Here is a 26,774-nt window from a genome sequence, read left to right on the forward strand (position 1 = left end):
TCGTGTCCCCGTTCAGACGCCGGGCGCCAGCCTGAGGACGGCGGCCGGCAGCCCGCGCAACGCCTCGGGGACGACGACCCCGCCGGAACGGTCCACCGCGGCCGGGCCGTCACCCCAGGTGGCTCCGGCCCGCGCCCGTTCGACCAGGTCGGCGGCGAGCGTCAGCCGTCCCGCGGCCGGGTCCAGGGCGATCACGTGGAGGGCGCCGTCGGGGGCGGCGGTGTAGCGGACCGGGTCGCCGACGGGCTCGGCGTGCCGGACCCACGGCCGGGTGCCGTAGATCGCCTCGCCGTGGGCCGCCAGCCAGGCGCCCAGGTGGCGCAGCCGTTCGACCTGGGACTCCGGCAGCGAGCCGTCGGCCCGCGGCCCGATGTTGAGCAGCAGGTTGCCGTTCTTGGCGACGGTGTCGACCAGCAGGTGGACGAGCTCGTCCGGCCGGACGAGATGGCGCTCGTCCTCGGCCCGGTTGAAGCCGAACGACTGGCCGAGCCCGCGCGTGGCCTCCCACACCCACGGGGAGGTCTGCTGCTCGGAGACGTACTCGCGGGTGCGCGAGCCCAGGTGCGGCACGCCCCAGCGATCGTTCACGATGCCCTCGGGCACCCGCTCGTAGTAGTGCTCGAACAGCGCCTGCAGGCTGTGCGGCCCGGCCGCCTTGCCCGAGTCGGGCCAGTCGATGTCGTTCCACAGCACGTCGGGGGAGTGCCGGTCGATCAGCTCCATGGCCTGCTCGAAGCAGTAGCGCGCGAACGCCTCGTCGTTGCGGCGCAGCGTGAACAGGTCCGTCATCGACTGGATGGGCGGGAAGTCGGACACGTGCCAGTCCAGCGCACCGGAGTAGTACAGGCCGAACCGCAGGCCCGCCGCCCGGGCGGCGCGGTCCAGCTCGGCGATCAGGTCGCGGCGGGGGCCGCGGCGCGCGCTGCTGAAGGCCGTGGTGGCGGTGTCCCACAGGCAGAACCCGTCGTGGTGCTTGGCCGTGGGCACGACGTAGCGCGCGCCGGACCCCGCGATCAGCCGCATCCAGGCCGCCGGGTCGAACGCCTCCGCCCGCCAGGAGTCGGCCAGGTCCTCGTACGGGGTGCCGACCCCGTACTCCCGCTCGTGGAAGGCGCGGGCGGGCGAGCCGGGGATGCGGACGGTGTTGGCGTGCCATTCGGCGTACTGGTGGTGGCTGAACTCCAGCTCCACGGGCACGTGCTCGCCGGGCAGGCGGGCGGTCGCCCACGCGGGCACCGAGTACAGCCCCCAGTGGACGAAGACGCCGAACTTGGCGTCCCTGTACCAGTCGGGCACGTCCCTCGCCGGGTAGTCGGCGCCCAGATCGGGGCCTACACGGCGGTCGAAAAACAGCACTATGGTCCTTTCAGCGGCCGGCGAGACCGGCGGTGGCGATGCCCTTGACCAGATGCTTCTGAAGGGCGAGGAGGAGCAACAGCGTCGGCAGGATGGACACGATGGAGGCGGCCATCACCAGATGCCACTGGTTGCCGTTCTGGCCGAAGAACAACTGCAGGCCGAGCGGCACGGTGCCGCGCTCGGTCACGTCGTTGACCATGATGAGCGGCCACAGGAAGCTGTTCCAGTAGTTGATGAAGGTGAACACGGCCAGCACCCCGAGCGCGGGCCTGGCCAGCGGCAGCATGACGGACAGGAAGATCCGCGCCTCGCTCGCGCTGTCGATGCGCGCCGCCTCCTGCATCTCGCGCGGCACCGAGCGGAAGAACTGCCGCAGCAGGAACGTCCCGAACGCGGTGAAGGCCCACGGGAAGATCAGCGACTGGTAGCTGTCCACCCAGCCGAACTTCTGCATGAGGATGAACATGGGCACGACCAGCACCTCCTGCGGCACCATCAGCGTGGCCAGGAACAGCAGGAAGACGCCGTCCCGGCCGCGCCAGCGCAGCGAGGCGAAGGCGTAGGCGGACAGGGCGGAGGCGGCCAGCACGACCAGCGTGCCCACGCCCGCCACCAGCACGCCGTTGAGGATGTAGCGCTGGAACGGCACGTACGTGAACACGTCGCCGAAGTTCTGCCACCGGATCCGCGAGCCGACCAGCGACCCGGGATCGCTGAACGTCTCGCCCGCCGGCTTCAGCGCGGTGGCCACCGCGAAGATCAGCGGATAGAGGAAGGCCAGCGTCACCGCCGCCAGCAGCACGTGGGAGACGACGGATCTAACTCTCATAGTGCACCCACCGCCTCTGCCCGAGGAACTGCGCGGCGGTCACGAGCAGGATGATCGCGAACAGCACCCACGCGCCCGCCGCCGCCAGCCCGAGCTCGCGCGACTGGAACCCGGCCTGGTAGACGGTCATGACGAGCGTCTCCGTGGCGTTGCCCGGCCCGCCGGCCGTGAGGATGTACGGCTGCGTGAACACCTGCAACGAGTTGATCACCGTCATCGTCGTGGCGAAGAACAGCGCCGGCGAGATCAGCGGGAGCTGCACGCTGACCAGCTTGCGCAGCCCCGTGGCCCCGTCGAGCGAGGCCGCCTCCAGGACCGACGGCGACATCTCGTTGATCGCCGCGGAGAAGACGATCAGGTTGTACCCGAACCCCTGCCAGACGCTCATGGCCACCACCGACACCAGTGCGGTGCGCCCGTCGGCCAGCAGGTTCGGCTCGGTGCCGACCATCTGGAACAGCAGCTTCCAGATGACCGCGTTGGCCACCATCGGCGTGATCGCCGGGATGAAGAACAGCACCCGCCACAGGTTCTGCCACCGCGACCTGCTGATCCAGAACGCCAGCGCCAGCGCCAGGACGATGTTGAGCGGCACGTACAGGCCGGTGAAGACGAACGTGTTGCGCAGCGCGGACAGGAAGGCCGGGTCCTCGCCGAACAGGTAGCGGAAGTTCTCCAGGCCGATGAAGCTGCTCCCGCCCAGCATCGGCCAGTCGAAGAAGCTCATCACCACGGCCATGCCGACCGGGAACAGGGTGAACAACCCGAGGCCGAGCACGCTGGGCGTGGCGAACCCCAGCGCGCTCCACTGCTCTCGTGACCTCACTGCCCGCGCGCCCCCTGCTGCTGGATGGTGGCGAGCGCCTCCTTGGCGCCGCTCGCGCCGGTGTAGACCTGGAGCAGGTGCTGGGCCATGAGCTTGGTGACGTCGTCCCAGTTCTTGGTGGTGAACAGCGGCACGCCGCCGGCCACCGCCTCCTTGACCGCCGACACCGCCGCCCGCACGTCGTCGGCCTTGTCCTGGTTCTTACCGACCAGGAAGTTCTCGTACGCCGGCTGCTCGGAGGTCATCGCCGGGAAGCCGCGCCCCTCGCCCGCCAGGTACGCCTGCGCCTGCTTGCCGCTGAGCACGGAGACCGCCTTGACCGCCTGCTCCTTGTACGGGCAGCCCTTGGCCACCCCGAACCCGGAGTTGGCCACGTACGTCTTCGCACCCCCGGACCCGGCGGGAAGCTGCGCGATGCCCACCCGGAACTTGGCGCTCTTGATCGTGGATCCGATGTTCCAGGAGCCGTCGACCGCCATCATGGCGTTGCCGTTGACGAACTGCGTCTCGCCCCAGCCCAGCTCCGCCGACCCGGCCGGCACGCTGGCCGCCTTGTTCCCGGCCAGGCCCGCGTACCAGGTGGTGGCCGCGACCATGGGCTCGCTGTCGAGCTGCAGCTTCACGTCGTCGGTGACCGGCTTGGCGCCGTTGTAGGACAGCAGCATCGACAGCAGGTGCAGGTCGGAGAAGGACATGCCGAACCCGTACTTGCCGCCGGTGGTCAGCTTCCTGGCGGCCTGCTCGAAGTCGGCGGTGGTCCAGCCGGGCTTGGGCTCGGCCAGGCCGGCCTTGGCGAAGGCGTCCTTGTTGTAGTAGAGGAGCATCGGGCCCAGGTCGTAGGGGAGGGCCAGTTGCCGGCCGTTCATCTTCAGCGCGTCCAGCGCCGCGGGGGCGAAGCCTTCGGGAGCGGTGAGGGGTTCGAGGAGATCGGCGTAGGCGCCCAGGCGCAGGCTCTGCATGGAGACCAGGCACGGCTGCTCGCCCGCGGCGAACTCGGTCTGCAGCTTGGTGAAGTAGGCGTTGAAGGGCGCGGTCCGCAGGTTGATCCTGATCTTCGGGTCCTGCTGGGTGACCATCTTGGCCAGGTGGTCGAGCTGGGCCTTCTCCTCCTCGCTGCCCGCCCACATCTCCCAGTCGAGGGTGACCGTACCGTCGTCCTGTTCGGCGCCGCCCGCCGTGCCCGCCCCGCCGCCGCCGCACGCGGTGACGCCGGCGAGGAGTACGAGCCCCGCGGCCAGGAGTGCCTTCATGGGGGGACCTCCGTCAGGGTATATTTTTCGGGGTCGAATTTATTATTGATGCGGAACCCTAGGCTTGTTCCGAAGCACACGTCAAGAGGGAGGACCGCGGATGCGCGAGGACCTGGCCAGGACGGAGATCCTGACGACGCTCGGGTCCGGGCCGCTCGACCGCACCCAGCTCGCCCTCAGGCTGGGGCTCGGCGCGGCGACCGTGACCGAGCACAGCCGGCGCCTCATCCAGCTCGGCTACGTGCGCGAGCTGGCGCCGCAGGCGGCCGGGCGTGGTCGCCCGAAAGTGCCCCTTGAGCTGGTGCCGGACGCCGCCTACACGCTCGGCCTGCGGGTGCACCACACGCACGTGGTCGGCGTGCTCATGCGGCTCAACGGCAGCGAGGCGCGCCGCTTCACGGTGCCCTTCGACCCCCGCGCCGACCCCGTCGGGCAGCTCGCCGCCGTGTGCGCCCGCGAGCTGGCCGACCCCGCCGCCGGCGGCCGGGTGCGCGGCATCGGCCTGGCCGTCCCCGGCGTGATCGACCAGGCCAGGGGGATCGTGCGCATCTCGCCGCACCTGGGCTGGTCGGACCTGCCGCTGCGGCCCCTGCTGGCCGAACGCCTGCCGGTCCCCGTCCTCATCGACAACGACACCCGCGCCAGCACCAGCGCCGAGCTGCTGTTCGGCGCCGGGTGCGACCACGACGACTTCCTGGTGCTGGCCGTCGGCGGCGGCATCGGCATGGGCATCGTGCTCGGGCGGCGGATCCATCGCGGGCCCGACGGCGTCGCGGGCGAGTTCGGGCACGTGCCGATCGACCCGCAGGGGCCGCCCTGCGTGTGCGGGCGGCGCGGCTGCCTGGAGTCCTACGCGGCCGACTACGCCCTGGCCGCCCGCGCGTACGAGCGCGGGCTGACGCCGGTGCCGGTGCCGGTGGCCGAGCTGCCCCGGCTGGCCGCCGAGGACGTGCCGGGCGTGCGCGACCTGATGGCCGAGGCGGGGGCGGCGCTCGGGAGGGCGGCCGCGGGCGTGGTGAACGTCCTGGCCGTACGGGCGCTGGCGGTGATCGGCGAGAGCCACGTGCTGTGGCCGTATCTGGAGCCCGGGTTCCGGCCGGCGGTGGAGAGCGGCGTGCTGTCGGGAGTGGAGATCATGGTCCGCCCCTGGGACGACAGCGGCCACGCCCGCGGCGCCGCCACCCTGGCCCTGTCGGCCACGGTCGCCGCCCGCTGACCGGCCATGATGGCGGTCGGCCTTGACGACCAAGCGGCCCTGGGCAGGTCTCAGGCTCTGACGGCGCGCCCGGGCAGGGCGGTCGGCAGCAGCTGCTCCTCGCGGACCACGAACTGGCCACCAACCAGGACGTGAACGAAACCGGAGGAGTGCCGGACCGTCTCGGTGTAGTCGGCCTGGTCGCTGACGGTCTCGGGGGCGAAAACGGTCAGGTCGGCGTCGCAGCCCGGCTGAACGCGACCTTTGCGCCGCATCGCCGGGACGCCTGAGCCCACGACGTCGGCGGGGACGAGTGTGCACCGGCGCACAGCCTCAGGCAGCGACAGGACGCCGTCCTCACGGACGAGCCTGCGTAGCGTCCGGCCATAGGTGCCGGCGGTACGAGGGTGGGTGACGGCGTCGGGACGGAGCGGCCATGAGAGCGGGTCAGGCGCTCCAGAGCGCCACAGGAGGGGGACGGCGTCGGTGGCGACGGCGGCGTCGGTGAAGGTGATGGCCCGCCGGATGTAGTCGAACTGGGCGGGGTCGTCCTCGTCGAGCAGGTGGACGAAGGCGGCCGACCCGGGTGCGCTCTCGCGGACCCGGCGCAGGGCGTCGGCGTCGGGGATGCGCCCATGGGCGCCGAGCAGGCCGATGGAGTGCGGGGTCAGTCCGCGCCGGTGGAGGAGTTCCGGGGCGAGGAAGGCCGCGCCGATGCCGGTCATGCCCGCGCCGTAGGGGTAGGCCTCGGTGGTGACGCGCGAGCCTTCGGCGCGGACCTTCTCCACCAGTCCGAGCACGCGGTCGACATGGCGTATGGAGGTGCTGTTGACGTGGCAGTAGTGCATGTGCGCGCCGGTCTCGGCGGCGGCGCGGACGATCTCTTCAGCGCCGTCGACGGGAGTGGTGGGGTCCATCTCGACAAGTTCGCGGGCGTGGGTGTACGTGGGCAGCCCGGCGCGGGCGGCGAGGGCGGCCACGGCGAGGTACTCGGAGGGGTCGATGCGAGGCGCGTAGCCGACGAGGATGCCGATGCCGAGCGCGCCGTCGCCGAGGTCACGCTCCAACATGCCGGTGATGCGGTCGACGGTCTGCCGCGGGGCGGCACGCTGCCATTCCTCACGACCGATGTTGGCGAGGAAGTCGGTCGTCAGGTCGCCGTCGGTGTCGAGGCCGAGGAGGACGGCCATGCGGGCCACGGCCCAGGAGGTGGCGAAGCCGTAGTTGAGCGGCCTGCCCTCGCTCTCGGCTCTGCGGTAGGCGGCGGCGACCGGGTAGGCGCCGGCTTCGAGTTCCAAGACGGTGGTGACGCCGTCGAGTGCCTGCAGGCGGTGGCCGGCGACGTCCGTGCTGTGGCTGTGCAGGTCGATGAAGCCTGGGCTGACGACCAGGCCGGTCGCGTCGACCCGGGTGACGCCGTCGAGCGGCTGGTCGGAGACGGCCTGGATGACCCCGCCGTTGACGCCGACGTCGCGCACGGCATCCAGACCGGTCTCGGGGTCGATGACCCTGCCGCGGGCCAGGACCAGATCGTATGTCGTCACGCGAGCTCCTTCGTTGCGAGGCTGAACTGCTCAGGGCGCTGGGGCACGATCAACGCGATCAGCGCGCCGAGGACAGTGGTGGCGATGAGCAGGCCGAAAGCGGCGGTGTAAGAGAACTTGTCGACCAGGAAACCCATGAGGACGGGGGCGAGGACACCGGCGATCTGACCGCCGACGTTGACGATGCCCATGCCGGATCCGATGACGGCGGGCGGCAGGGCGCGCACGGGCATGCCGAGGATGCCCATCGAGGAAAGGCCCGCCACCCCCATGGCGAGGGTCTGGTAGACGGTGAACCCGACAGCGGAGTCGGCCATCAGCATGAGCACCAGGAGCACGGCGGTGACCAGCAGCAGGGGGATGACGTAGAGCCGGGCTCTGTCATGGAAGAAGCGGTCGAACAGCCAGCCGCCGAGGAAGACGGTCGCGCACATGACCAGGCCGGGGATGGCGGACATGACGCCGGTGTTGATGAGGGAGATTCCGCGTTCCTCCAGCAGGTAACTCGGCACCCATGTGATCAAGCCGTAGCCGAGCATGTTGGTGGCGCAGAAGAGGGCGGCGAACTTCCAGACCGACGCCGAGCGCATCACGGCGCCGAGCCCGAACCCCTTGTCCTGAACGATGTCGGAGCCGTTGAGGTGGGCGGGCAGCGCCTTGGGCAGCAGCTTCCAGAGCAGAACCCCGATGGCGACGCCGGCTGCGGCGGTGACCCAGAAGGTGTGACGCCAGCCGAGGACGAGGATGAGCGGCGCGACGATGAGCGGGGCGACGCCGGCACCGAGTTGGTTGGAGGCGAGCATGGCACCGGCGGCGGTGGCGCGGACGGCGGGGGTGGTGCGTTCGGCGATGGCCTTGAAGGACGCGCCGGGGAACAGGCCCTGGCCGACGCCGAAGAGGGCACGGATGACCAGGAGAGATGCCAGACCCCAGGCGATGCCGGTGAGGGCGGTGAAGACCGACCAGAGCAGCAGGGAGACCATGAGCTGGCGTCGGGCGCCGAACCGGTCGGCGAGGATGCCGCCCGGTATCTGGCACAGCAGATAGACCAGGGAAAAGGCGGTGATCAGCCAGCCTTGCTCGGTTTTGGTGAGTGCGAAGTCCTCGCCGATGAACGGCAATGCGACGGCCATCATCACCCGATCGACGTAGTCGATCACCCAGACACCCATGAGCAGCCCTACGGTGACGGTCGCCGTCCTGCGTATCTGCGCAGGCGCCAGGGGGCGAGTGTCTTCGGCGAGTCCCATTCACAGACCTCCGGAGCTTTCACGTCAGTGTTCCAGCAACCCTCCATCACGTGACCCGGGAGTGCTTCGTGCAGGGACATGAAGTCGGAGCCGCCAGCGGTGCAATTGCACCAAGCTCGGTCCGCCGACGTTGAAACGCCTGCATGATCGTCAGCCGGCCTCGCCCGGAGGCCCGCCGTGATTCTCACCGGCACGGCCGGCCAGGTCATCGCCGACGTCCGCACGTACTTCGACAAGGGCGCCCCCGGTTTCGTGATCAGATGACTCCTTGTCCAGCTTGACGCCAAAGGTCATCTATGGATTGATCATTACTGTCATTCGAACTTGTGACCTAAAAGGGCTGTGATGTCAGAACGTTCGTCGTCGACCCGCGCGACGTTGTCCCGATTAACCCACCGGCTCCTCACCTGCGGCGCTGCCGTCGCCTTGGCGGCCGGCCCGCTCGTGGCCCAGGCCCCCGCGGCCATGGCCACCGATCTCATGACCGACCTCGGCGAGCACCTCTCCTGGGCCTCCGACGTGGCCACCGCGAACGACAAGGTCTTCGTCTCCGGCAGCGACCGGATCGTTGTCGCCGACGCGCGGGGCTCGCTCACCGGTGTCATCACCGACCTGCCCGGTGTGATCGGCCTCGCCGCGGCACCCGACGGTGCCCGGCTGTATGCGGCGCTGAGCGAGGCGAACCAGGTCGCCGAGATCGACACCGCCTCCCTCGCCGTCACCCGGCGCATCGACCTGAAGGCGTTCGCCTGCCCCTCGCCCTGGTACCTGTCACTGTCCGGCAGCCGGCTCTACGTCGGCCACGGGTGTTACGCCCAGTCCGGCTCCGGCGGCGTCGTGAGCATCGACGTGGCGGCGCCGCAGCCGGAGCAGACCCAACTGGTGATGGGGGCCTACAGCGTCCCCATCGTGAGCGCCGCGGGGACGACCCTGGTGGTCGGCAGCCAGGGGCTGTATCCCGGCTCCTTCGCCGTCTACGACGTGTCCGGTTCCGGCGCCACCCTCCGGGGCGAGATCAACGGCCACGATCACGGCTTCTCGGCCCTGCACGACCTCGCCATCAGCTCCGACGGTTCGACGGTGTTCACGACGTACAGCACTCCCAGCAGGTACGACGCCTGGGACACGACCGATCTGACCCTGATCCGCAGCTACGGTGTGGAACCGACGTTCACCGGCCAGTCGAACGCGGTCGCGCTCAGTCCCGACGGCGCCTCCGTGGTCGGCGGGAGGTGGGGCGAGACGTCCGTCGGCGTCTTCGACACGGCCACGGGTGCGAAGACCTTCACCTACGCGAACCCCGACGTGCGGCTGGTCGACAAGACCCTCGTCCACACCGGCAAGGACGTCTTCGGCGTGGTGAAGGACGACTCCGACCGGCTCTATCTGTGGAGAGTGCCCGACGTCGCCCTTGCGATGTCGGAGCTCACCCTGACGGCCCCGTCGTCGGCAACCGTGCTCGAACCGCTCACGCTGACGGGCCGGCTCACGCTCTCCGACGGCTCGGCGCCGGGGGCGCAACCGCTGGTGGTGACCCGCCGGCTGCCGGACGGCACCCGCAAGACCCTCCCGGCGACGACGACCACCGCCGACGGCGCCTTCACCATCACCGACACGCCCTCGGTCACGGGGACGATCGGGTACGAGGTGCTCTGGCAAGGCAGCCCGGCGTTCCGGTTGAGCAAGGCGTCGGCGACCGTCAACGTGCTCAAGGCCAAGTCCTCGATCAGCCTGACGCCGCCGTCCTCGGCCACCGCGCTCCAGCCGTTCACCCTGACGGGCCGGCTCACCCTGGCGAACGGCTCGGCTCCTGGTGAGCAACGGTTGACGGTGACCCGCAGCCTTCCGACGCGTCCGGTCGAGACCCTCCCGGCAGTGACGACCGCCGCGGACGGAACCTTCACCGTCACCGACACCTGGCCGCTCGGCGGGACGGGCACGTACGAGGTGAGCTGGCCGGGCAGCGCTCTCTACGGGCAGGCCACCGCCACGCTTGGCATCACGGTGGCCAAGGCGCAGGCGGAGCTCACGCTCTCCGGCCCCAAGAAGGCCCCCGCCGGCAAGGAGCTCCAGTTCAGCGGCGCGCTGACCTCCGCAAGCCGGCTCCCGTCGTCCGTGCTGATCGAGGTCTTCCGCACCGTCACCGGTCGCGACGGCACCGAGACTGTCCAGCTGCCGTCGATCCAGGTGTACGGCGAGCCGACGTTCGGCTTCACCGACACCCCACAGGCGGGCGGTGAATACACCTACACGGTCAAGTGGAGCGGCGGCCCGGCGCACTTGCCCGCGGAGGACGGCCACGTCGTCGTGGTCGGAGGCGCGTCCGACTGACGTTTCCCCGGCCCGGCCGGGTGGCCCGACGGTGGACGCCGTCGGCCCACCCGGCCGGTGCGGAGGAGGCCTCGTATCGTGGCCGGCCAGTGCTGACAGGCCGGTCATCGTCGCCGGTACTTTGCAGGTCGTTGTGACGGATCGGAGCGCCGTAGGGCGGAGCCGCACGTCAGACCGCCGAATCACCCGGGGACAAGGCTCGCGTAGCGAGGGTCTCGGGCGCCGGCATAGACCACGACCATCGTGAAGTGGGCCGGCTCTGGGCCTTGGCTGCTGTAGGCGTGCGGGCGGTCGCCTCGCATGCGGAGCGCGTCTCCCGCGGCGAGTTGGAAGAGCGCCCCGCCGACGGTGACCGCGACGCTGCCCGAGTGGAGCTGCAACAGTTCCCGGGTGCCGGGCGGATGCGCGGGCGTGGAGATCTTGTCGCCGGCAGGCAGCCGGAACTCCCAGAGCTCGGTGAAAGGCGGCTGGCTGTCGTTGATCAGAAGCCTGGCGCGGCCTTCGGAGCGAACCACGGCGTCGGCGGCACGGGAAACGCGGCCAAGCTCCTCCGGGGGCTCCACCAACTCGCCGATCGAAACACCCAGCGTGGCGCTGATCCGGGCGAGCGTCGCGATGCTCGGGTTGGTGCGCATGGTCTCGATCTGCTGGAGCATGCCGCGGCTGACGCCGGACCGGGTGGCCAGCTCTTCCAACCGCCAGCCTCGGTCTTGACGTGCAGCGCGCAGGTTCGCGGCGAGGGTGTGGCCTACGGCCTCGGCGGGATCGTTCATGGCGCAATGCTGCCCTAGGGTGCAAAATAGTGCGACTATGACACAAGATACTGGTCGTACCGAGCGTCGAGCGGTGCGGCGGCTGCTCGGCGCCAGCTTCGTGGACTTCCTTGGCGCGGGGCTCTTCCTGGCCTTCTCGGCCGTCTACTTCACCGGCGTGGTGGGGCTCGCCGCAGGCCAAGTCGGGCTCGGCATGAGCATCGCGGGCGCCGCGGCCATAGCCGCCGCGATACCGCTGGGCCGGGCGGCCGACCGTTACGGTGTCCGGCGGGCACTGGTGCTGGTGCATGCCCTACGCGCTGCCGGAACCGCCGCCTACGCCTTCGTCGGTGATTGGTGGGGGTACCTCGTAGTCGTCACGATCATCACGGTCGCCGACCAGATCGCGGCTGCGCTGACCCAGGCGTACGTAGCAGAGATCGTCGAAGGGAACAGCCGGGTAAAGGTGCTGGCCTCGTATCGGACGGTGATCAACCTGGCGATCAGCGTCGGCGGTCCACTCGGCGGGCTGCTGGCCGGCACCGGTCTCTTCCGGACCATCATCCTGGCCAACGCGGCGGCCTGTCTTCTGGTCACCGCGGCCTTCGCCACCCTGCCCCAACCGGTTCGGACCGAAGAGCCCGCCCCGGTCCGGCGAGGCTTGGGCGTGCTGCGCGACCTGCGACTGCTCTCGCTGGCCGGTGTGGATGGCGTACTGCAGCTTTGGCAACCGATCCTCAACCTCGCCTTTCCGCTGTGGCTCGCCCAGGCGACCACATTGCCGGACGGCTTACTCGGGGCGCTGTACGCCATCAACACCGTCCTCGCGCTCGTCTTCCAAGCTCTCATTGCACGCCACATCACAAGCCTCAGAGCTGCCCGGCGATGTCAGCCCGTCGCTGCGGCATTCGCTGCTGCCGCCTGTCTGTTGTTCTGGTACGCGGCCCAGTCGACACCTCTTGCACTCTTCTGTGCTGCGCTGGTGATGCTGACCGCGGCGGAACTGATCGCTGTCCCCGCGGCCTGGACGTTGTCGTACGCCTTCGCCCCGGATGACCAGAGAGGCGAGTACCTGGCGGCGTTCGGCATGGGTCGCTCGGTCAGTCGCTACGTTGTCGGTCCCATCTTGATCACCGGCCTGCTCCAACTGGCGGGCGGTTGGACCTGGGGCGTCCTGGCGCTGCTCTTCGTCGCCGCAGGCATCATCGCCCCCCTGACCATCAGGAACGCTGACGCAACGCGGTCGGCCGCAAGCTGACCAACATCTGCCCGGCACCTGACGCTCAACCCCGGCCCGTTCCGGCCGTCCGCCGGTGGCACTCCGACCAGCCGGAACGCGAACGCGTGCACCTGATGACCCAAGCCTTACCGACACCCCGGATTGCGCCACCCCGCCATCCCGCCATCCCGCCACCCCGCCATCCCGCCGACCTGCCGGAACGCCGCGAACCGCGGCGGAACCGCGGCAGTATCGTGGCGGGATGATCGAGCTTCGAGAGGGCGGTGTGATCGACTGCTCCGCCGCGCGGGTGTGGGCGGTGGTCGCCGACTACGCGCAGGACCCGCGGTGGCGGAAGGGCGTCGAGACGATGGCGCCGTCGCCCGAGGGACTCGTGCGGGTGGGGACGACCACCGCCGAGGTCATGCGGTTCGCCGGCAAGACCTATCGCAACGGCGGCGAGGTCGTGGCCGTGGAGCCGGGGCGGTCGTTCGCGTGGCGGACCACCTCGGGGATCGTCGCCGAGGGCGGCAGGCTCGTCGAACCGCTCGGTGAGGAACGGTGCCGCTTCACCTTCCACGTGCGCGTCACCCCGCGCACCGGCTCCGAGCGGGTGCTGGAGCCGGTGCTCAGGTGGTTGCTGCGGCGCTCGATCCGTGCGGACGTCCGCCGGCTGGCCGTGGGGTTCAGCCGCGCTGCTTGAGGGCGCCGTCCACGGGTTCTACGCCGAAGCCCCGGACGGCGTTCCTGAGCAGCACTGCCCTGGCCGCAGTGACCTCCCCCGAGGCCACCCGCCGGACCAAGCGCCCCATCGCCCCAGTCCGGTTCGGGAAACGATCACTCCTGACGCGGGAAGCGATCTTCCAAGGTCCGCGGTGCGCAACGCCGGGTGCCGCACAGCCCGTGGCAGGCGGCCCATGGCGATCCAGGTCGCGGCCGGCCCGTGCCGGGTCGAGCAGCACGCAGGGGGCTCTGGCCCGTGTGGCGTTCACGAACACCACGCGCGCCCGGCAAGGGGCGTTCAGGAGTGGACGGCGCGGATCTCCGTCACGGTGAACGCGTCGACGATGTGCCGGTTCTGCACCAGGAACCCCACCACTCCCGCCACCGCCTCCACGCCCAGAGCGGCTGTCACCCGTGCGCTCAGAAGGTAGACCAGGGGCGTCGACGGCTGGGTCAGCGTGAGCCCGCGGTCGTGGCGGTGCACGTCCTGCAACGCCCTGATGGGGATCGGCCGCTCGGTGGTGAACCACGCCGCGACCTCCCATTGCGGATGTGCCGGATCGGCGTCGGCACAGGCGTGGTAGCAGGCGACGCAGCCATGGCCGGCATGCCGCCCATGCGGACAGGTCCATTGGGCGATCTCGGCCGGGCTCTGGTCGTGGGCGCTCAGGACGGCCGCTTCGGTGACGCGGCGGCGCGCCGGCCGTGGCCGGTCCTCCGGCGGAGAGTCAAAGTCACTGCTGATGATCGGATCCCTTCCCGGCTGCATCCCAACACGTCGGAGCCTAGCGGCGGCGGCCGGACTTCCTGGAGCGGCGGTTCCATGATGGCGCAGGCCGTGCTCGTCGCGATGAACGCCGTCCCGGCCCTGCCGGCGGCGGCGCGGCTCGGCGGGACGCCGGCCTCGCTCGTGCTCGGCGCGGCCGGGAAGTCACCCTGGCCCGGCCGCTGGCCGTCAGGCGCGCCCGCCGCGCCCAGCGCGGCTGGTGCGTTCTGGGTGTGCAGGTCAGCTCACCAGGGCGCGATCAGGAGCTTCCCGGATGATGCGGTCAGCGGTCTCCTCAGGAGCAAGGGCTGCGGTGTCGAACCACCAGCCGGCATCGCCGAGCTCGGAGGAGAGAGGCGAAGAAGTCCAGCTGCTCGCGGCTGGGGATCACCCAGTCGATCACGGGCGTGAAGCCGGCGTCGGAAAGGGTGTTCGCCAGCATGCACAGGTTACGGTTGCACAGCTCGACTTGTCGCGCTGCCTCGTCGGCGGGCTCGCCAAGTGCCCCCACGCGCCCGATGACTATCAGCCTGCTGAGGAAATCGCCGTCGAGCCGGGCGGCGCACTGCAGGCGCTCGACGATGAGCCCGGTCACCGTCGACTTCCCGGCCGTCGGCATTCCCGTCACGATCAGGCAGTCTGGCGTCCCAGTAGCGATCATGTCGGAATGGGGTCAGCGCGCCTGGTGATCGACAATCGCTTTCAAGTCGCGCACCGCACGGCCCGACAGTTGCCTGGCGGAGAATGCGGTGATCGGGTGCGGAGGAGCTGGATGACGATGAGTAGTGGCAGAGTGTCTGGTCCATCTCGATTAGGTCTTCGTGGGCTGCTCGGACTCGTGATGGCAGGGATGGTGGGGTGCGGCGCGGTTGTGAACTGTGGGCCTTGCCCTGGGAGTCATGTGCAGCTGTTCGCAGATGCTGCGATCGCCGGAACGGGCTACACGTATGAGCTGTGTCCGGAACGCGGTCCGTGTACGAGAGCGCGGTGGGTGGAGCCTGAGTTCATCACGGGCACCCCGACGCGTGGCGCTGACGGCGGTTCTCAGGTCCCTGTCTTTGGTGTCGCTCTTCCTGGGGATGCGACCGATTATTCGCGGATGAGGGTGTCGGTGCGCCTGCTGAATGTCGCTGGCCGAGTCATCGGTCGCGGGCAGGCCACTTTTCCGACCTACATTCCGATGAGGCGGGAGGGATGCCAATGCCATGACGCATTCGTGGAGGTCTTCATCACACCCTCCCCGCCTGATGGCGATCGGCGTTCGTGGTCGGGGCACCCTGGCGGAGCAGGCTGACATTTCCGCTGCGGTGTCGTCTCCGGCGGTGAAGTGGCGCAACTGTGGGCTGGGCCTGGCTACAGCAGCGGTCAAACCGAGCAGCCCGCCCTGCTCGACCGGATGAGGTCAGATCTGGAGCTGTGCCGCCGCGCTTCGGGGGAGCCGCTGGAACAGGCTGCTGATCTGTTTCGGCGCCCGCGCCAGGCCGTGCTCGATGCCGTCGCGGCCCTGCCGGAAGTGCTGCCGGCCCCCTCGTAGTTGACCGGCAGCACCGTGCGCGGGATGAAGATCTGGCACAGCCGCCCAGATGGAGCGGGACGGTGCCGGGGCGGATCTTGCCGGCAGGGGGCGGTGATGACGGCCCTAACCGATTTGGTAAGAGAAATCAGGCGGGCGAAACACCTGCCTCACGGTGAACGACGTGCCTACATGGCATCCGAAGCGTTCTACACGACGGGCGCCCAAGTCCTGCCCCGCCGTCATTCCCCTGGTACGCCTGCCATCGGACCTGTTCCCGGAGTAGGACTTCCCACAACCCCTCCCCGAACGCCCCCGCGGAGCCGCGGGCCTGCCCACCCCCACCGCCGGCACCGCCCAGAGCATCACCCTCACCGACGCCGCCAACGGCCCCCTGATGCCTGGAGCCCGGCCCAGGGATGTCATGGGGGTCGGTGGCGGGCCGTCACGGGTTCTACCGGAACATGTCTCCGTTCGTCAGAGGGTGCGGCGCGGGCCCGCCTGGGCGCGGATGGCGGTGGTCGCGGCGTTCAGTTCCTGCTCGTCCTTGATGGTGCGGTTCTCCTCGTACGTGACTCCGGGTGGCGGGGCGTCGTGGCCGAGCGGGTCGGCGTCCCAGAAATTGCCCCGGTAGACGACGTTCTCCAGCGGCGGGCCCACGTGCAGCACCGCCGTGTTGTCGGCGCGCGCGACGACGTTCTCCTCCACCCGAACCCAGGAGGCGCCGTAGTCGGTGTAGAGCCCGAAGTTGTACGGCGTGCGGGTGTCCTCGATGACGTTGCCCAGCACCAGCGCCCCGTCGTCATGGGAACCGCCCTGCGGCCCCGACACGTACACGCCGCCGCCGTCGGCCAGCACCTGCATGGTGTCGATGGTCCGGTTGCGCACGATCCGGGTGCCCTCGCCGGGCCCGGCGGTGATCCCGCAGTGCGGCACGTCCCTGACCTCGTTGTGCGCGACGACACACCTGGACGCCCCCGTCACCGCGATCCCCGGCGATCCCGGATATTCGAGCCCGACGCCGCGCACCAGGTTGTCCTCGATCACCGTGCCCCGGCTGCCCGTCACCACGACGGCCCCCGCCGAGAGCGTGTCGAAGTCACAGCCGCGCACGACGTGCCCCTCGCCGCCGGACACCCCCAGCCCGGACGCCCCCAGCCTGGTGAACCGGCACCCCTCGATCACCACGTCCGAGCAGTCCTCGAACGTGACGCAGGCGGGAATCGTCACGGAAGCCGTGGGATACGTCACGGACGCCCCCTCGCCCAGCTCCGCCACGCCGACGCCGCCGCCCTCGTAGAAGCCGCTGCCGTGATAGTGCACAAAGCCCTCGGGGCGGCTCGGACGCAACCAGGTCGCCTCGGCGAACGTCAGCCCGCGGAAGGTCACCCGTCGCGCGCCGGACCCGCGCACCAGGGTCTCCAGCGCCGGGGCGACCACCCGCGTACGGGCCGGGTCCTCGCCGGGGCGGGGCAGGTAGCGCAGCACGTGGTGGCCCGGCCGTGAGCGGTCGAGCACGAACGTGCCCGGCTCGCGCAGGAAGCTCGGGTCGTTCTCGATCCTGGTGGGCAGGCCGGGACCGGCCGAGGTGGTGCCCTCCCAGGTGGAGTTGTACAGCTCGGCGGCCCACCGGAAGGCGGGCGTCGCCATGGTGATCACGGTCCGGTCGCCGTCCTGGGCGACGTCCGCGACGGGCAGGCGGCCCTCGGTCCACGGGTACACGCCGCGGTGGACGAACTCCACGTCGCGCGGGCTGGTCCAGGCCAGCGGCGCGGCGCTGTCGGTGACGTAGCCGGTGGCGGTCGCGGCCGGGGACGAACCGGGCAGCCCCTCGATCCCGGCCCGGGCGGCGCGGCGGCCGTCCACGTAGAGCTGGCGGGTCTCCAGGTCGCCGACGTCGGCCAGCCAGACGCCGTCGCGCACCTGCCAGCCGGTGATCGTCCGGCCACCGCTCAGCACGACGTCCTCCTGGTCGGGGGTGCCGTGGCCGTACGCCTGGTAGACGGTGCCCGAGTCGGCCTCGGTGAGCTCCAGAGGCTCGTCCAGCACGTGGACGCCGCGCCTGAGATGGACGACGGACTCCCCGCCGCCCTCCCCGCCGGACTCCCTGGCGGCCTCCCGGGCGCGTTCGAGGGTGGCGAAGGGGCGTTCGAGGGAGCCGGGCCAGGAGTCGTCCCCGCCGGGTGCGACATGGAAGTGGAACACAGGTTTCCCCTTTGCTGTTTATGGCGTACACGGAGTAATACACCATAAACGAGGGGGGTGCCAATGGCGCGAGGTGTGGCGGGGGACCCGGACCACGGGGTCGAGCTGTTGTGGCGGGACGCGGAGCGGGAGCCGCGGCCCGGCCTCAGCCTGGGCCGGATCGTGCGGGCCGCGGTCGAGCTGGCCGACGCCGAGGGCCTGGAAGGGTTGTCCATGCGCAAGGTCGCCGACCGGCTGGGCTTCACGACCATGTCCCTCTACCGCCACGTACCCGGCCGCGACCAGCTCGTGGACCTGATGCGCGACGAGGTGCTGGGCGAAGCCCTCGTCACCGCTTCGGGCGCCGCCTCGGATGCCGATGGCGGTTGGCGGGGGCGGCTGGAGGAGGCGGCCCGGCGGGCGTGGGAGCTCCGCATGCGGCACCCGTGGCTGGCCGAGGTGCGCGGCTCCCGTCACCTGCCGGGCCCGAACGCGGTCGCCCACTACGACCACATGCTCGGCGCGCTGACCGGCACCGCGCTGCGGCCGTCCGAGGTGGTCGCGGTGGTCGGCCTGCTCGGCCGGTTCGTGGACGCCGAGGCGCTGCTCGTGGCCGAGACCCGGCGCGAGGAAAGCCGCAGCGGCGTGTCCGAGCAGGAGTGGTGGGGTGCCCGCGACTCCCTGTACGAACGCCTCGACCGCTTTCCCGCCCTCTCGCGCCTGTGGGAGACGGGCGGCTGGGACGCCCCTGAGGACTCCTTCGCCTTCGGCCTGCGCCGCCTCCTGGACGGCGTCGAGGTGCTGATCCGAGAGCGTGACGAAAGTCGTGATGAAAGATGCCCCGAGTGTGGCACACCACTGGAAACCGCCCCCTCGGGCCGCCCTCGCGTCTACTGCTCGCGGGCCTGCCAGCAACGCGCCTACCGCAAGCGCAGGTCGGCCGACTGACCCAACCCGGCGGGCCTGTGCGGTGCTCAAACACGAATACCGCTGCTGAACTGGGCGTTCGTGGAGCGATCAGGCTGCTCCGCGGTACTCGGTGATCAGCCCTGTGACGGTCCTCCGGCGGTGGATCGGGGAGGTCATGTCGATCACCTGGCTGGGGGCGCGTGAGGGGTGGGGAGGGGGCGGCCTTGATGCGGGCGATGCTGGTTGAAATGGCGCCCGTATTCGGGCAGGACCTTGCGCAGGTGCCGCCCGCCTGGATGAACGGTAGTCGCGGCACTCGCGCCGTAGCGTTCCTGCGAACCGTTCGGGCGGCGGAGTCGCCGGAGGCTCTCAGCCGATCAGGTTGTAGGCGGCGGCCACACTCAGGTAGGCGAGGGCGGCGAGGACCACGACGGTGCAGTGAACCCGTCCGGCCAGGGTCCACCAGCCCTTGACCCAGGCCAGCCCGGCGGTGACCAGTGTCACCCCGGCCCCGGCCGCGGCCAGGACGGGCAGCGTGGTGATGGTCGTGAACAACGGGCTGCCGCCCAGGAAGAACTCGGCCTGGTTGGCGTCGAAGTCGGCGAACATCGCCACGAGCGATCCGGCGGAGGCCGTGACGAGCACCGCCGTGATCCACGCGGGCAGCCCGGCCAGGCGTGGCCCGCGAACCGGCCGCCGCCGCGCCGTCCGCCCGCCTCCGGCGGCAACCGCGAAAGCACCCGCGACTGCGGATCCATCCCCGGACCCGGCAGACCCGGTGGACCGGCCGGAGCCGGTGGGCCTGCGGCGGCGCCGCGCGAGGCGTACGGCATGCGCGAGGGGTCCGCCCACAGCCGACAGCAGCAGCACGGTCAGGCTCACGCCGAGCACGCCGAGATGAAAGGTGGGGGACTGGTACCAGGTCAGGCGCTCCAGCGGCCCCGCCGGGTTCTCCGTGGCCAGCAGGCCGTCAGGCCGGAACTGGATGGTGCGGTAGCCGTTCTTCTCGCGGAACAGGGCGGGGGCGATCTGCGTCCACTGGCGGCTCTCGGTGGGGCCGAGCGCGACCGCGCCGGTGGTGGTCAGGAGGCCGTCGCCGGCCGCGCTGACCGTCACGGTGCTGGTGAGCGAGCTGAGCTTGCCCAGGTCGGTCATGTCGGCGGCCAGGGCCGTACGGTAGGTGCCGGTGTACTGGGCGACGTCGGGCAGCGGCCCCGGCGTGCCGTCCGCCGGGGCGGGGGCCGGGGCGAAGCGGTCGGAGAAGGCGTTGACCAGGGACCAGGCGGAGTCGGGGCCGCCCTTGCCGATGCCGTTGTAGGAGGCGTAGACGCCGATGCCTCGGTCGGGGATCAGCGCCATGATCGCGAAGTAGCCGGGAATGTTGCCCCGGTGCACCAGCAGGTGCCGGCCGTTCCTGGTGTACTCCTGGAAGCCGTACCCCATGCCGGCGGTGCCCTCGGCGTTGCCGAAGTGGCGGCTCTGCATGAGCCGCACGCTGTCCGGCCTGAGTATCCCCCCGCCGCCGGTCAGCTGGGCCAGCATGAACGCGGCCATGTCGGTGGCGGTGGAGCGGAAGCCGGCTCCGTGCGGCGGCATGTGCCCGTATTTGGCCCCTTCCGCCCGGACCTGGTGGCCGTCCTGGAGACGGTAACCGGGGGCCAGCGCCTGGGCGACGGGGCCGGGCTCGGGCTGGGCCATGCTGGAGTGCGTCATGCCGAGCGGCCGGAAGATGTTCTCCTGCACGTACTGGTGGAAGGGCAGGCCCGAGCGCACCTCGACCAGGTAGCCGGCCAGGCCCATCCCGTAGTTGGAGTAGACGGCCCTGGTGCCGGGCGGCCGGATCCGGGGCGGCTGGTGGTCGGCGAGGTGAGCGCCGAGCGGGTGCACATCACGGGCGGTGGCCGCGCCGGTGCCGAAGTCGCCGCCGGCGAACCCGGCGGTGTGGGTCAGCAGGTTCGCCATGGTGACCGGCCGGCCCGGGTAGGCGTCGTCGATCTTGAACGTGGTGAGGTACTGGTTGACGTCGGCGTTCAGGTCGATCCGGCCCCGTTCGACGAGCTGCATGACGGCGGTGGCGGTGATCAGCTTGGCCACCGACGCGGGGGCGAAGACCGTCCGCTCGGCGTCCACGGGACGGCCGGTCTCCACCTCGGCGACGCCGTACCCCTGGGCGAAGACCTGACGGCCGCCCGCCACGACGGCGATCGCCGCCCCCGGGATGTGGTGCTCCTCGAGCTGGCGGGGCACGTAGGCGTCGGCGAACTGCCGTACCGACCGTGCCGGATCAGCCGCCGTCGCGGCGGCGGGGGCGCTCACTGCCAGCAGCGGCGCGGCGACCGTCAGCGAGCACATGAGGGCACGCCAGCAGGATGATTTGCGTTCGAGCAGCATGAGCTGCTCTCCTTTCTGTGGCAGCACGTACGCGTCAAAGGCACGCCGTCAAGGCGTGGTCGTGCGGTTCCGCCGTCCGGGGGTGAGTTGCCGCTCGCCCCCGGACCTGTGTCACAGGCTCGTCAGTCGACGCTGAGCAGGATCCTCTCCATCGCCGCGACCTTCTCCGTCAGCTCGCCCAGCCTGGCCTGCACCTCACCCTGCCGCTGCACGGCCTGCTCGGCCAGTTCGCGATATCTAGCCATCTCGGCCGTCAGCACGTCGGTGCGGTGCCGTTCGAACCGGAAGTAGAACGCCATGCAGGCCGTGATCGCGCCGAACAGAATCAGCACGACCACGATGGGGATCACGATGGAACCGATGTCGATCACTGCGGGGTCTCCTGCACCTGATGGGGTCCTTCCTCGTCGTCCGCGCGCAGAGCCGCGAGGACGGTGTCGATCGTCAGGGTGAGCTCGAAGGGCAGCAGCTCGATGTACTTCATCGCCTTGCCGTCGGCCGACAGCTCCAGCCGCCCTTCGATCAGCCCCGCCTTCTCCAGCCGCTCCAGATGCATGTAGAGCAGCGCACGTGACACCTTGATCCGGCGGGCCAGCTCGCTGACGTGGATTCGGCCGTCGGCGAGCTCGGCGAGGATCTGCAGCCTGAGTGGATGCCCGACCGCGCCGAGCAGGCGGAGCAACTCTTCGCTGGTCGGCATGTCGTCCTTGGAGAGGGTCTGTCTTGCACCTGTTAGTTCAGTCTTACAGGTGCAAGTGTACGCGTCAAACCAGGACACTGAGGTCGGCCACGTCGTGGTTGCGATGTCCGGAGGGCGTTGTCGTCGGCCAGGGCGGCCTCGCGCTGAAGTCGGCGGAGGGGGTTCCAGGCGCGGCGCCGAGTCTGGGACGCGAATGACGATGGGCGCGGCCTGGTGGCCGCGCCCATCATGAGGCTCGCGTCGTGGTCGAGCGGCGTGATCAGGTCTCGCCGCGTCGGGGGACGTGGATCGCGTTGCTCTGGGCCTTCCTAAGGCTGGTCTCCGGCCTTGTCGACGACCTTGGCCGTCATCCGTGCGCTCCACACCAGAGGAGTGCCCGCCTTGACCGTGCGGGTCGCGCCGCCAGGAAGGTCGAAGGTGCGGTCGGCGACGCTCTCGCCGTACGTCCCCAAGAACTGGTAGTCCTGCGCGCTCACGATGATCTCGAAGCGTTCCCAGGTTCCCGTGTACGCGACCGCGACCCCCTGGATCATGGGCAGCGCCCGGAACAACGCGGCCCGCACGTCGGCGACCAGCGGCTGCTCGCCCAGCAACTGGGAGATCGTCCGGAAGATGCGCGGCGCCCTGACCCAGACGATCATCCGGGCCTACGCCGTATGCCGGGGCTGACCTCGCAGGCCCGGCGGGGGGCGTGCTCGCGCCCTTCAGGGCGCGCAGGCCAGGGTCTCCGGGGGCGTGGTCGTCGGCAGGTTACGACGCCACTCCTCCTGCGTCAGTGACCGTCCGGCCACCTCGCACACCGCCGCCAGTGGATCCTCGGGGAACGCGACGGCCCACCGTCGTACGGTTCCGTCGGCGCTCGCGCCGGCCAGCGTGGCGCCGTCCGGGCTGAACGCCAGTGATGTGACGTCCGCTCGGGGTCCGGCGAGCGGGTTGCCGAGGGGGCGGCGGGTGGCCACGTCCCAGAGCCGGATCTCGCCGTCGCGGCCTCCGGTGGCGATGACGCGTCCGTCGGGGCTGAACGCGGCGGCCCCGGCGCCGCCGAGGCCGTGGGCCTGCCAGGCGTCGCCGATCGGCTGCCGGGTCGCCACGTCCCACACGCGGATGACGGCGTGCTTCTCGTCGGCGGAGATCCCCAGTGTGACCGCGCGGCGGCCGGTCCGGTCGATCTCCACCCACTCGGTCGAGTCCTCGACGAACCGGCTCGACGAGCCGGTGCCGACGTCCCAGAACCGCAGGGTCAGGTCCACTCCGACCGAGGCCAGCAGCTTGCCGTCGGGGGTGAACGCCATGTGGGCGATGCCGTCGACGGGGCCGGTCACCACGGTGTCGTCCGGGTCGTAGCTTTGCGGGCCGGCTCCGTGGCCGGTCATGACGGGGCCGACAGGTTTGCCGGTGGCGAGGTTCCAGACCTGGATGTCGTTCTCGACGGCGATCGCGGCCAGACGCCAGTCCGGGCTGAACGCCACTCGTCCGTCCGCCAGGGGCAGCGGCGTGCCGGTCGGACGGCCGGTCGCGCGGTCCTTGAGCGTCAGCTTCCCGCCGGTCACGGTGGCGACGGTACGGCCGTCGGGGGACAGGGCGATCGCGCCGGGCGGCAGGGCCTGGAGCCGGCCGGTGGCGAGGTCCCGCAGCCTCAGGCCGCCTTCCGTCGCCATCGCCAGGGCCCGCCCGTCAGGAGTGAAGGAGACGGTGGCGGAGTCACCGGCCTGGACGGCGGCGCCGAGCTCGGTCATGGCCTTGGCGTTCCAGAGCCGCGCCGTCGCGTCGCCGCCGAGAGTGGCGAGGAGGGTGTCGCCCGCCGCGAAGCGCACGGCATGGATGTCGCCGGTGTGGCCGGTGACGGTCGTGCCGACGCGGCGGCGGGTGGTGAGGTCCCAGTACTGGATGTTCCGCCTGCCGCTGATCACGGCCAGGGTGCCGCCGTCGTCGCTGAGGGCCAGCCCGTCGATCGGGCCGGTACGGATCGGCGCGCCGGCGGGCCGGAGGGTGGCGGCGTTCCAGAGCCGGACCTCGTCGCCGGTCGAGGTGACCAGGAGGTCGCCGGACACATCGGCATGCGTCACCGTTCCGGGGATCGCCGATGATGCCCGCCCGGTGGATCTGTCCCAGACTCGTAGCCTGTCGTCGACCATCGCGCTCAACGTCCGGCCGTCCGGTCCGAACATCATCGCGTCGACGGGCCCTCCCGTCTGGATCTGCCGTCCGTCCGGGCGGTCCCCGTTCCAGAACGTGACGCGTCCGCCCGTCGTGGCGACGGCGAGAGTACGGCCGTCAGGGGCGAACGCGATCGAGGAGATCCGGCCGTTGTGGTCGCCGGTGTCGGCGACCGGCTGGATCGGGGCCGCGAGCGGCCTGCCCGACGCCGCGTCCCACAGCCGTACGGTGTGGTCCTGCCCGCAGGTGGCCAGCGTCTTCCCGTCGGGACCGAATCGCACGTGATGGACGGCGCCGGTGTGCCCGGTCGGGATCGTCAGGATCGGCCGGCGGGTGCGGGTGTCCAGCAGCTTGATGACGCCGCCCGTCTCGATCGTGGCGAGTCTGGCGCCGTCGGGGCTGAAATCGGCCACGTCCGCGCTCGGCAGCACCGCGCGTGCCGTGGTGGCCAGGAAGTCGATCATGCCCTGCCGGCTCTCGTCGCCGGGCGCGATCCGGAAGGAGGTGGCCGACAGCAGGCCGGCCAGGAACGGGTCGTCCAGCCGCACCGAGCGGCTCCGGAAATCGACGGCCGCCGACATCGCGCGCCGGTCGCGTGCCGCGGCCTCCTGGACGGAGTTCGCCGCCAGCAATCCCGCCACGGTCACCGTCGCCACCGCCGCCGTCCCGAACGCGAGCCGGCGAACCCGACGCCGGCGCAGCGACACCGCGGAGGCTTCCAGGAAGCGTGCGGCCACCGGCTCGACCGCCGGGTAGCGGTCGTCGCCCGCCCACCGGTTCAGGACGAGCCTGACCTCCTTGAGCCGGCGCGCCGGGTACAGCAGCTCGGCGCGTCTTCCGTGCTGCTCCCAGTCCTCGGCCTGCTGCTGCATCCTGGCGACGAGCAGGCGACCCGGCCGGTCGCCCTCCAGCCACTCGCCCAGCCGGGGCCAGGCGTCCAGGAGCACGTCGTGGGAGATCTCGGCGGCCTTCTCGCCGAGGACGACCAGGCGCATCGCGGCGAAGGCGTGCAGGACCGTGCGGCCGTCGTCGTCCACCTGGTCGAGCGACAGCGTCCTGCGGGCGTGCCCGTCGGGCACCACCTGGGTCAGCCGGAGGAAGAGCCGGCGCGCCACCTCCTGCCGGTGCGGCGGCAGATCCCCGTAGACCTCCTCGGCGGCGTTGCGCACGGCCTGTTCGATCCGTCCCGCGCGGTCGTAGCCTCGCAGGGTGAGGCGGTCGCCCTCGCGGTTGCGCCAGGTCATGAGCATGGCCTGGGAGAGCAGCGGGAGCACGCCCATGTCCTTGGGCCGCGCCCTGAGCTCGTCCATGAGCACCTGGACCAGCGCGTTCTCCACCTTCAGCCCGGCCTTCTCCGCCGGACCGACCACGGCCTGCAGACGCCCGGAATCGCTCATGGGCCCGAGCGTGGTCGACCGGCTGTCCTGGGCGGCGCGCAGCAGGTCGTGCTCGGCGCACCGTCCCCAGAAGTCGGCGCGCACCCCGAGGACGACCACGGCCGCCGGAGCGTCGTCAGGGCCGACCGGCTCCTCGCTGATCGCGCGCAGGACCTCCAGGAACGCCTCGGCCTCGCCCGCTGAACGGACGAGCGTGAAAATCTCCTCGAACTGGTCGACGATGAGGATCAGGCGGCCCGGCGGACGGTCTTCCGCGTGCCGTACGAGGAGTTCGTGGACGACCTCGTGCGCGCGGTGCGGCTGCTGCTCCAGCGCGGGGCACTCGAAGCCGAAGGCGGCGCCCAGCCGGGCCTTCAGCTGGGCGAGCGGGGCCCGGGTCGGATTCATGATCGTACGTGGCCACCGCGCGGCCTCGGGCAGGCCGGGCAGGCCGGAGGACAGGCTGGGCAGCACCCCGGCGTGCAGCAGCGACGTCTTGCCCGCGCCCGAGGCCCCCGCCAGCAGGTGCAGCGCCGGCCCCCGCACCCTGGCTGCCATCGCCTCGCGCAGCAGCTCCGTCTCCTCCTCCCGCCCGTAGAAGAACGGCCGGTTCAGCACCCCGTACGGCTCAAGCCCCATGTACGGGCACCCGGCGAGCGGGACGTCCGCCTGCGGCTCGGGCTCGGTCCTCCAGCGCAGCCAGTGCACATCACGAGCGAGCTCCGACACGCGGTCGAGGCGGTCCTCCTGCCGCTGGAGCGCCGTGTTCTGCTGCTGTACGGCGGCCTCGATCCTGCGTACCGTCTCGTTCAGCTCCAGTTGCAGGAACGCCAGCTCGGAGAAGCTCGAACCGAGCAGGTCCAGCGTCTCCGCGGCCTCGGCCCAGCCGGACGACTCGGCGATGATCTCGGTGGCGCCGACGCCGCGCAGGAGCCTGGCCAGCTCGCGGCTCAGGGCGGCGGCACGCTCGTCGTCGGCTTCCAGCAGCGTGCGGAGTTCGGCGAGCAGTTCGCGCTCGGCCAGCTCCCTGCTGGGCGAGCGCATCCTGTCGGCGAGGCGGACGATCAGCTCGCTGAGGATGTTCGTGCCCAGGCCACCCGTCGACGAGATCAGCTCCGGGACGGCCTGACCGGTCGCCACGCTCACGATGACGGGCGCGGCGGTGGCGGCGGCGAGCATGCCCAGCATCGCGTTCGCGCTCCAGCGCTTGACCCGGCCCGGTTGCCGGCTCTTGGCAGGGCCGGACATCCAGCGCCGGAAGCCCTGGCGCATCTCCGTACGCAGGTCGTCCGGCAAGCCGTGGTCGTCGGCAGGTGCCATCGATCCCCTCCTCCGAGATGATCAACGGTACGCGTCCTGATCAGGTTCCTGCGCGAGAGTATGCCGCTGTGGCAGGGGACGGGGATGCCTTTCGAGCACAATGATCGCTGTCGCCGGACGCCGTCACGACACGTGCGGGCCAGGGCCCGGCGCCGGGCGGTGGCTTTGCACAGGGCGGCC

At 70.9% G+C, this 26,774-nt stretch carries 21 protein-coding genes; 5 read left to right on the forward strand and 16 right to left on the reverse strand.

Annotation, left to right across the window (positions count from 1 at the left end; genetic code table 11):
- Positions 1-12 precede the first annotated feature (12 nt).
- The 4 genes from ACIBQ6_RS00870 to ACIBQ6_RS00885 are packed head-to-tail and all read right to left on the reverse strand — an operon-like array spanning position 13 to position 4,264.
- On the reverse strand, positions 13-1,356 hold the full coding sequence (locus ACIBQ6_RS00870) for an alpha-L-fucosidase (RefSeq protein ID WP_397209553.1): 1,344 nt from the start codon (positions 1,354-1,356) through the stop codon (positions 13-15).
- A 10-nt stretch (positions 1,357-1,366) separates the two neighbouring features.
- A complete protein-coding gene (locus tag ACIBQ6_RS00875; protein WP_397209554.1) occupies positions 1,367-2,188 on the reverse strand; it encodes a carbohydrate ABC transporter permease in 822 nt (273 codons plus the stop codon).
- Positions 2,178-3,014: a sugar ABC transporter permease gene (locus ACIBQ6_RS00880; protein ID WP_357980176.1), complete on the reverse strand. Its 837-nt coding sequence runs from the start codon at positions 3,012-3,014 to the stop codon at positions 2,178-2,180. The genes ACIBQ6_RS00875 and ACIBQ6_RS00880 overlap by 11 nt, the downstream gene beginning before the upstream one ends.
- Positions 3,011-4,264, reverse strand: coding sequence for a sugar ABC transporter substrate-binding protein (locus ACIBQ6_RS00885; RefSeq protein WP_358296183.1), 1,254 nt, complete (start codon positions 4,262-4,264; stop codon positions 3,011-3,013). Before ACIBQ6_RS00885 ends, ACIBQ6_RS00880 begins: the two co-directional genes overlap by 4 nt.
- A gap of 100 nt (positions 4,265-4,364) precedes the next feature.
- On the opposite strand from ACIBQ6_RS00885, the gene ACIBQ6_RS00890 reads away from it, so the two are divergent.
- A complete protein-coding gene (locus ACIBQ6_RS00890) occupies positions 4,365-5,480 on the forward strand; it encodes an ROK family transcriptional regulator (RefSeq protein WP_358296186.1) in 1,116 nt (371 codons plus the stop codon).
- A gap of 50 nt (positions 5,481-5,530) precedes the next feature.
- Here the strand turns inward: ACIBQ6_RS00890 and ACIBQ6_RS00895 are convergent, their stop codons facing one another.
- Positions 5,531-7,003 carry an amidohydrolase family protein gene (locus tag ACIBQ6_RS00895; RefSeq protein ID WP_397209555.1) on the reverse strand — a complete coding sequence of 491 codons (1,473 nt, stop codon included), beginning with the start codon at positions 7,001-7,003 and terminating at the stop codon, positions 5,531-5,533.
- Positions 7,000-8,163, reverse strand: a complete 1,164-nt coding sequence (locus ACIBQ6_RS00900; RefSeq protein WP_397209556.1) for an MFS transporter — start codon at positions 8,161-8,163, stop codon at positions 7,000-7,002. Before ACIBQ6_RS00900 ends, ACIBQ6_RS00895 begins: the two co-directional genes overlap by 4 nt.
- A gap of 435 nt (positions 8,164-8,598) precedes the next feature.
- Between ACIBQ6_RS00900 and ACIBQ6_RS00905 the strand changes: the two genes are divergently transcribed.
- A complete protein-coding gene (locus ACIBQ6_RS00905) occupies positions 8,599-10,584 on the forward strand; it encodes a hypothetical protein (protein ID WP_397209558.1) in 1,986 nt (661 codons plus the stop codon).
- Positions 10,585-10,766: 182 nt separating this feature from the next.
- On the opposite strand, the gene ACIBQ6_RS00910 is transcribed toward ACIBQ6_RS00905, so the two are convergent.
- Positions 10,767-11,357 carry an XRE family transcriptional regulator gene (locus ACIBQ6_RS00910; protein WP_358296200.1) on the reverse strand — a complete coding sequence of 197 codons (591 nt, stop codon included), beginning with the start codon at positions 11,355-11,357 and terminating at the stop codon, positions 10,767-10,769.
- A gap of 73 nt (positions 11,358-11,430) precedes the next feature.
- Between ACIBQ6_RS00910 and ACIBQ6_RS00915 the strand changes: the two genes are divergently transcribed.
- Together ACIBQ6_RS00915 and ACIBQ6_RS00920 are read left to right on the forward strand one after the other, a co-directional pair.
- On the forward strand, positions 11,431-12,594 hold the full coding sequence (locus ACIBQ6_RS00915; RefSeq protein ID WP_397209559.1) for an MFS transporter: 1,164 nt from the start codon (positions 11,431-11,433) through the stop codon (positions 12,592-12,594).
- A 223-nt stretch (positions 12,595-12,817) separates the two neighbouring features.
- Positions 12,818-13,258, forward strand: coding sequence for an SRPBCC family protein (locus ACIBQ6_RS00920; RefSeq protein WP_358296206.1), 441 nt, complete (start codon positions 12,818-12,820; stop codon positions 13,256-13,258).
- Here the strand turns inward: ACIBQ6_RS00920 and ACIBQ6_RS00925 are convergent.
- From ACIBQ6_RS00925 to ACIBQ6_RS00940, 4 genes are all read right to left on the reverse strand, one after another.
- Positions 13,242-13,367, reverse strand: a complete 126-nt coding sequence (locus ACIBQ6_RS00925) for a hypothetical protein (protein WP_397209560.1) — start codon at positions 13,365-13,367, stop codon at positions 13,242-13,244. The genes ACIBQ6_RS00920 and ACIBQ6_RS00925 overlap by 17 nt on opposite strands.
- A 209-nt stretch (positions 13,368-13,576) precedes the next feature.
- Positions 13,577-14,047: a hypothetical protein gene (locus ACIBQ6_RS00930; RefSeq protein ID WP_397159428.1), complete on the reverse strand. Its 471-nt coding sequence runs from the start codon at positions 14,045-14,047 to the stop codon at positions 13,577-13,579.
- Between the two features lie 292 nt (positions 14,048-14,339).
- A complete protein-coding gene (locus ACIBQ6_RS00935; protein WP_397209561.1) occupies positions 14,340-14,672 on the reverse strand; it encodes a hypothetical protein in 333 nt (110 codons plus the stop codon).
- 1,362 nt (positions 14,673-16,034) lie between these two features.
- A complete protein-coding gene (locus ACIBQ6_RS00940; protein ID WP_397209562.1) occupies positions 16,035-17,762 on the reverse strand; it encodes a right-handed parallel beta-helix repeat-containing protein in 1,728 nt (575 codons plus the stop codon).
- Positions 17,763-17,825: 63 nt separating this feature from the next.
- Between ACIBQ6_RS00940 and ACIBQ6_RS00945 the strand changes: the two genes are divergently transcribed.
- Positions 17,826-18,689: a TetR/AcrR family transcriptional regulator gene (locus ACIBQ6_RS00945; RefSeq protein ID WP_397209563.1), complete on the forward strand. Its 864-nt coding sequence runs from the start codon at positions 17,826-17,828 to the stop codon at positions 18,687-18,689.
- 330 nt (positions 18,690-19,019) lie between these two features.
- Here ACIBQ6_RS00945 and ACIBQ6_RS00950 read toward each other — a convergent pair whose 3' ends face one another.
- From ACIBQ6_RS00950 to ACIBQ6_RS00970, 5 genes are all read right to left on the reverse strand, one after another.
- Positions 19,020-21,041 (reverse strand): serine hydrolase domain-containing protein, encoded by a 2,022-nt coding sequence (locus ACIBQ6_RS00950; RefSeq protein ID WP_397209564.1) that lies wholly within the window; start codon positions 21,039-21,041, stop codon positions 19,020-19,022.
- Positions 21,042-21,163: 122 nt separating this feature from the next.
- A complete protein-coding gene (locus ACIBQ6_RS00955; RefSeq protein ID WP_352326865.1) occupies positions 21,164-21,412 on the reverse strand; it encodes a hypothetical protein in 249 nt (82 codons plus the stop codon).
- Positions 21,409-21,741, reverse strand: a complete 333-nt coding sequence (locus tag ACIBQ6_RS00960) for a winged helix-turn-helix domain-containing protein (RefSeq protein ID WP_358296223.1) — start codon at positions 21,739-21,741, stop codon at positions 21,409-21,411. Before ACIBQ6_RS00960 ends, ACIBQ6_RS00955 begins: the two co-directional genes overlap by 4 nt.
- 308 nt (positions 21,742-22,049) lie before the next feature.
- The gene (locus ACIBQ6_RS00965; protein ID WP_397209565.1) at positions 22,050-22,382 is read right to left on the reverse strand and encodes a hypothetical protein; all 333 of its coding nucleotides are present in this window, start codon (positions 22,380-22,382) and stop codon (positions 22,050-22,052) included.
- A 63-nt stretch (positions 22,383-22,445) separates the two neighbouring features.
- Positions 22,446-26,594, reverse strand: a complete 4,149-nt coding sequence (locus ACIBQ6_RS00970; protein WP_397209566.1) for an AAA family ATPase — start codon at positions 26,592-26,594, stop codon at positions 22,446-22,448.
- Between the last annotated feature and the right edge of the window lie 180 nt (positions 26,595-26,774).

The organism is Nonomuraea sp. NPDC049655, assembly GCF_044465465.1.
Classification (GTDB): Bacteria; Actinomycetota; Actinomycetes; order Streptosporangiales; family Streptosporangiaceae; genus Nonomuraea.

Excerpts from the sequence above, each read along its gene's own strand:
- ACIBQ6_RS00875 (WP_397209554.1), bottom strand. The coding sequence starts at position 2,188 with ATGAGAGTTAGATCCGTCGTCTCCCACGTGCTGCTGGCGGCGGTGACG.
- ACIBQ6_RS00885 (WP_358296183.1), bottom strand. The coding sequence starts at position 4,264 with ATGAAGGCACTCCTGGCCGCGGGGCTCGTACTCCTCGCCGGCGTCACC.
- ACIBQ6_RS00890 (WP_358296186.1), top strand. The coding sequence starts at position 4,365 with ATGCGCGAGGACCTGGCCAGGACGGAGATCCTGACGACGCTCGGGTCC.
- ACIBQ6_RS00905 (WP_397209558.1), top strand. The coding sequence starts at position 8,599 with ATGTCAGAACGTTCGTCGTCGACCCGCGCGACGTTGTCCCGATTAACC.
- ACIBQ6_RS00910 (WP_358296200.1), bottom strand. The coding sequence starts at position 11,357 with ATGAACGATCCCGCCGAGGCCGTAGGCCACACCCTCGCCGCGAACCTG.
- ACIBQ6_RS00920 (WP_358296206.1), top strand. The coding sequence starts at position 12,818 with ATGATCGAGCTTCGAGAGGGCGGTGTGATCGACTGCTCCGCCGCGCGG.
- ACIBQ6_RS00925 (WP_397209560.1), bottom strand. The coding sequence starts at position 13,367 with ATGGGGCGCTTGGTCCGGCGGGTGGCCTCGGGGGAGGTCACTGCGGCC.
- ACIBQ6_RS00930 (WP_397159428.1), bottom strand. The coding sequence starts at position 14,047 with ATGCAGCCGGGAAGGGATCCGATCATCAGCAGTGACTTTGACTCTCCG.
- ACIBQ6_RS00945 (WP_397209563.1), top strand. The coding sequence starts at position 17,826 with ATGGCGCGAGGTGTGGCGGGGGACCCGGACCACGGGGTCGAGCTGTTG.
- ACIBQ6_RS00950 (WP_397209564.1), bottom strand. The coding sequence starts at position 21,041 with ATGCTGCTCGAACGCAAATCATCCTGCTGGCGTGCCCTCATGTGCTCG.
- ACIBQ6_RS00960 (WP_358296223.1), bottom strand. The coding sequence starts at position 21,741 with ATGCCGACCAGCGAAGAGTTGCTCCGCCTGCTCGGCGCGGTCGGGCAT.
- ACIBQ6_RS00965 (WP_397209565.1), bottom strand. The coding sequence starts at position 22,382 with ATGATCGTCTGGGTCAGGGCGCCGCGCATCTTCCGGACGATCTCCCAG.
- ACIBQ6_RS00970 (WP_397209566.1), bottom strand. The coding sequence starts at position 26,594 with ATGGCACCTGCCGACGACCACGGCTTGCCGGACGACCTGCGTACGGAG.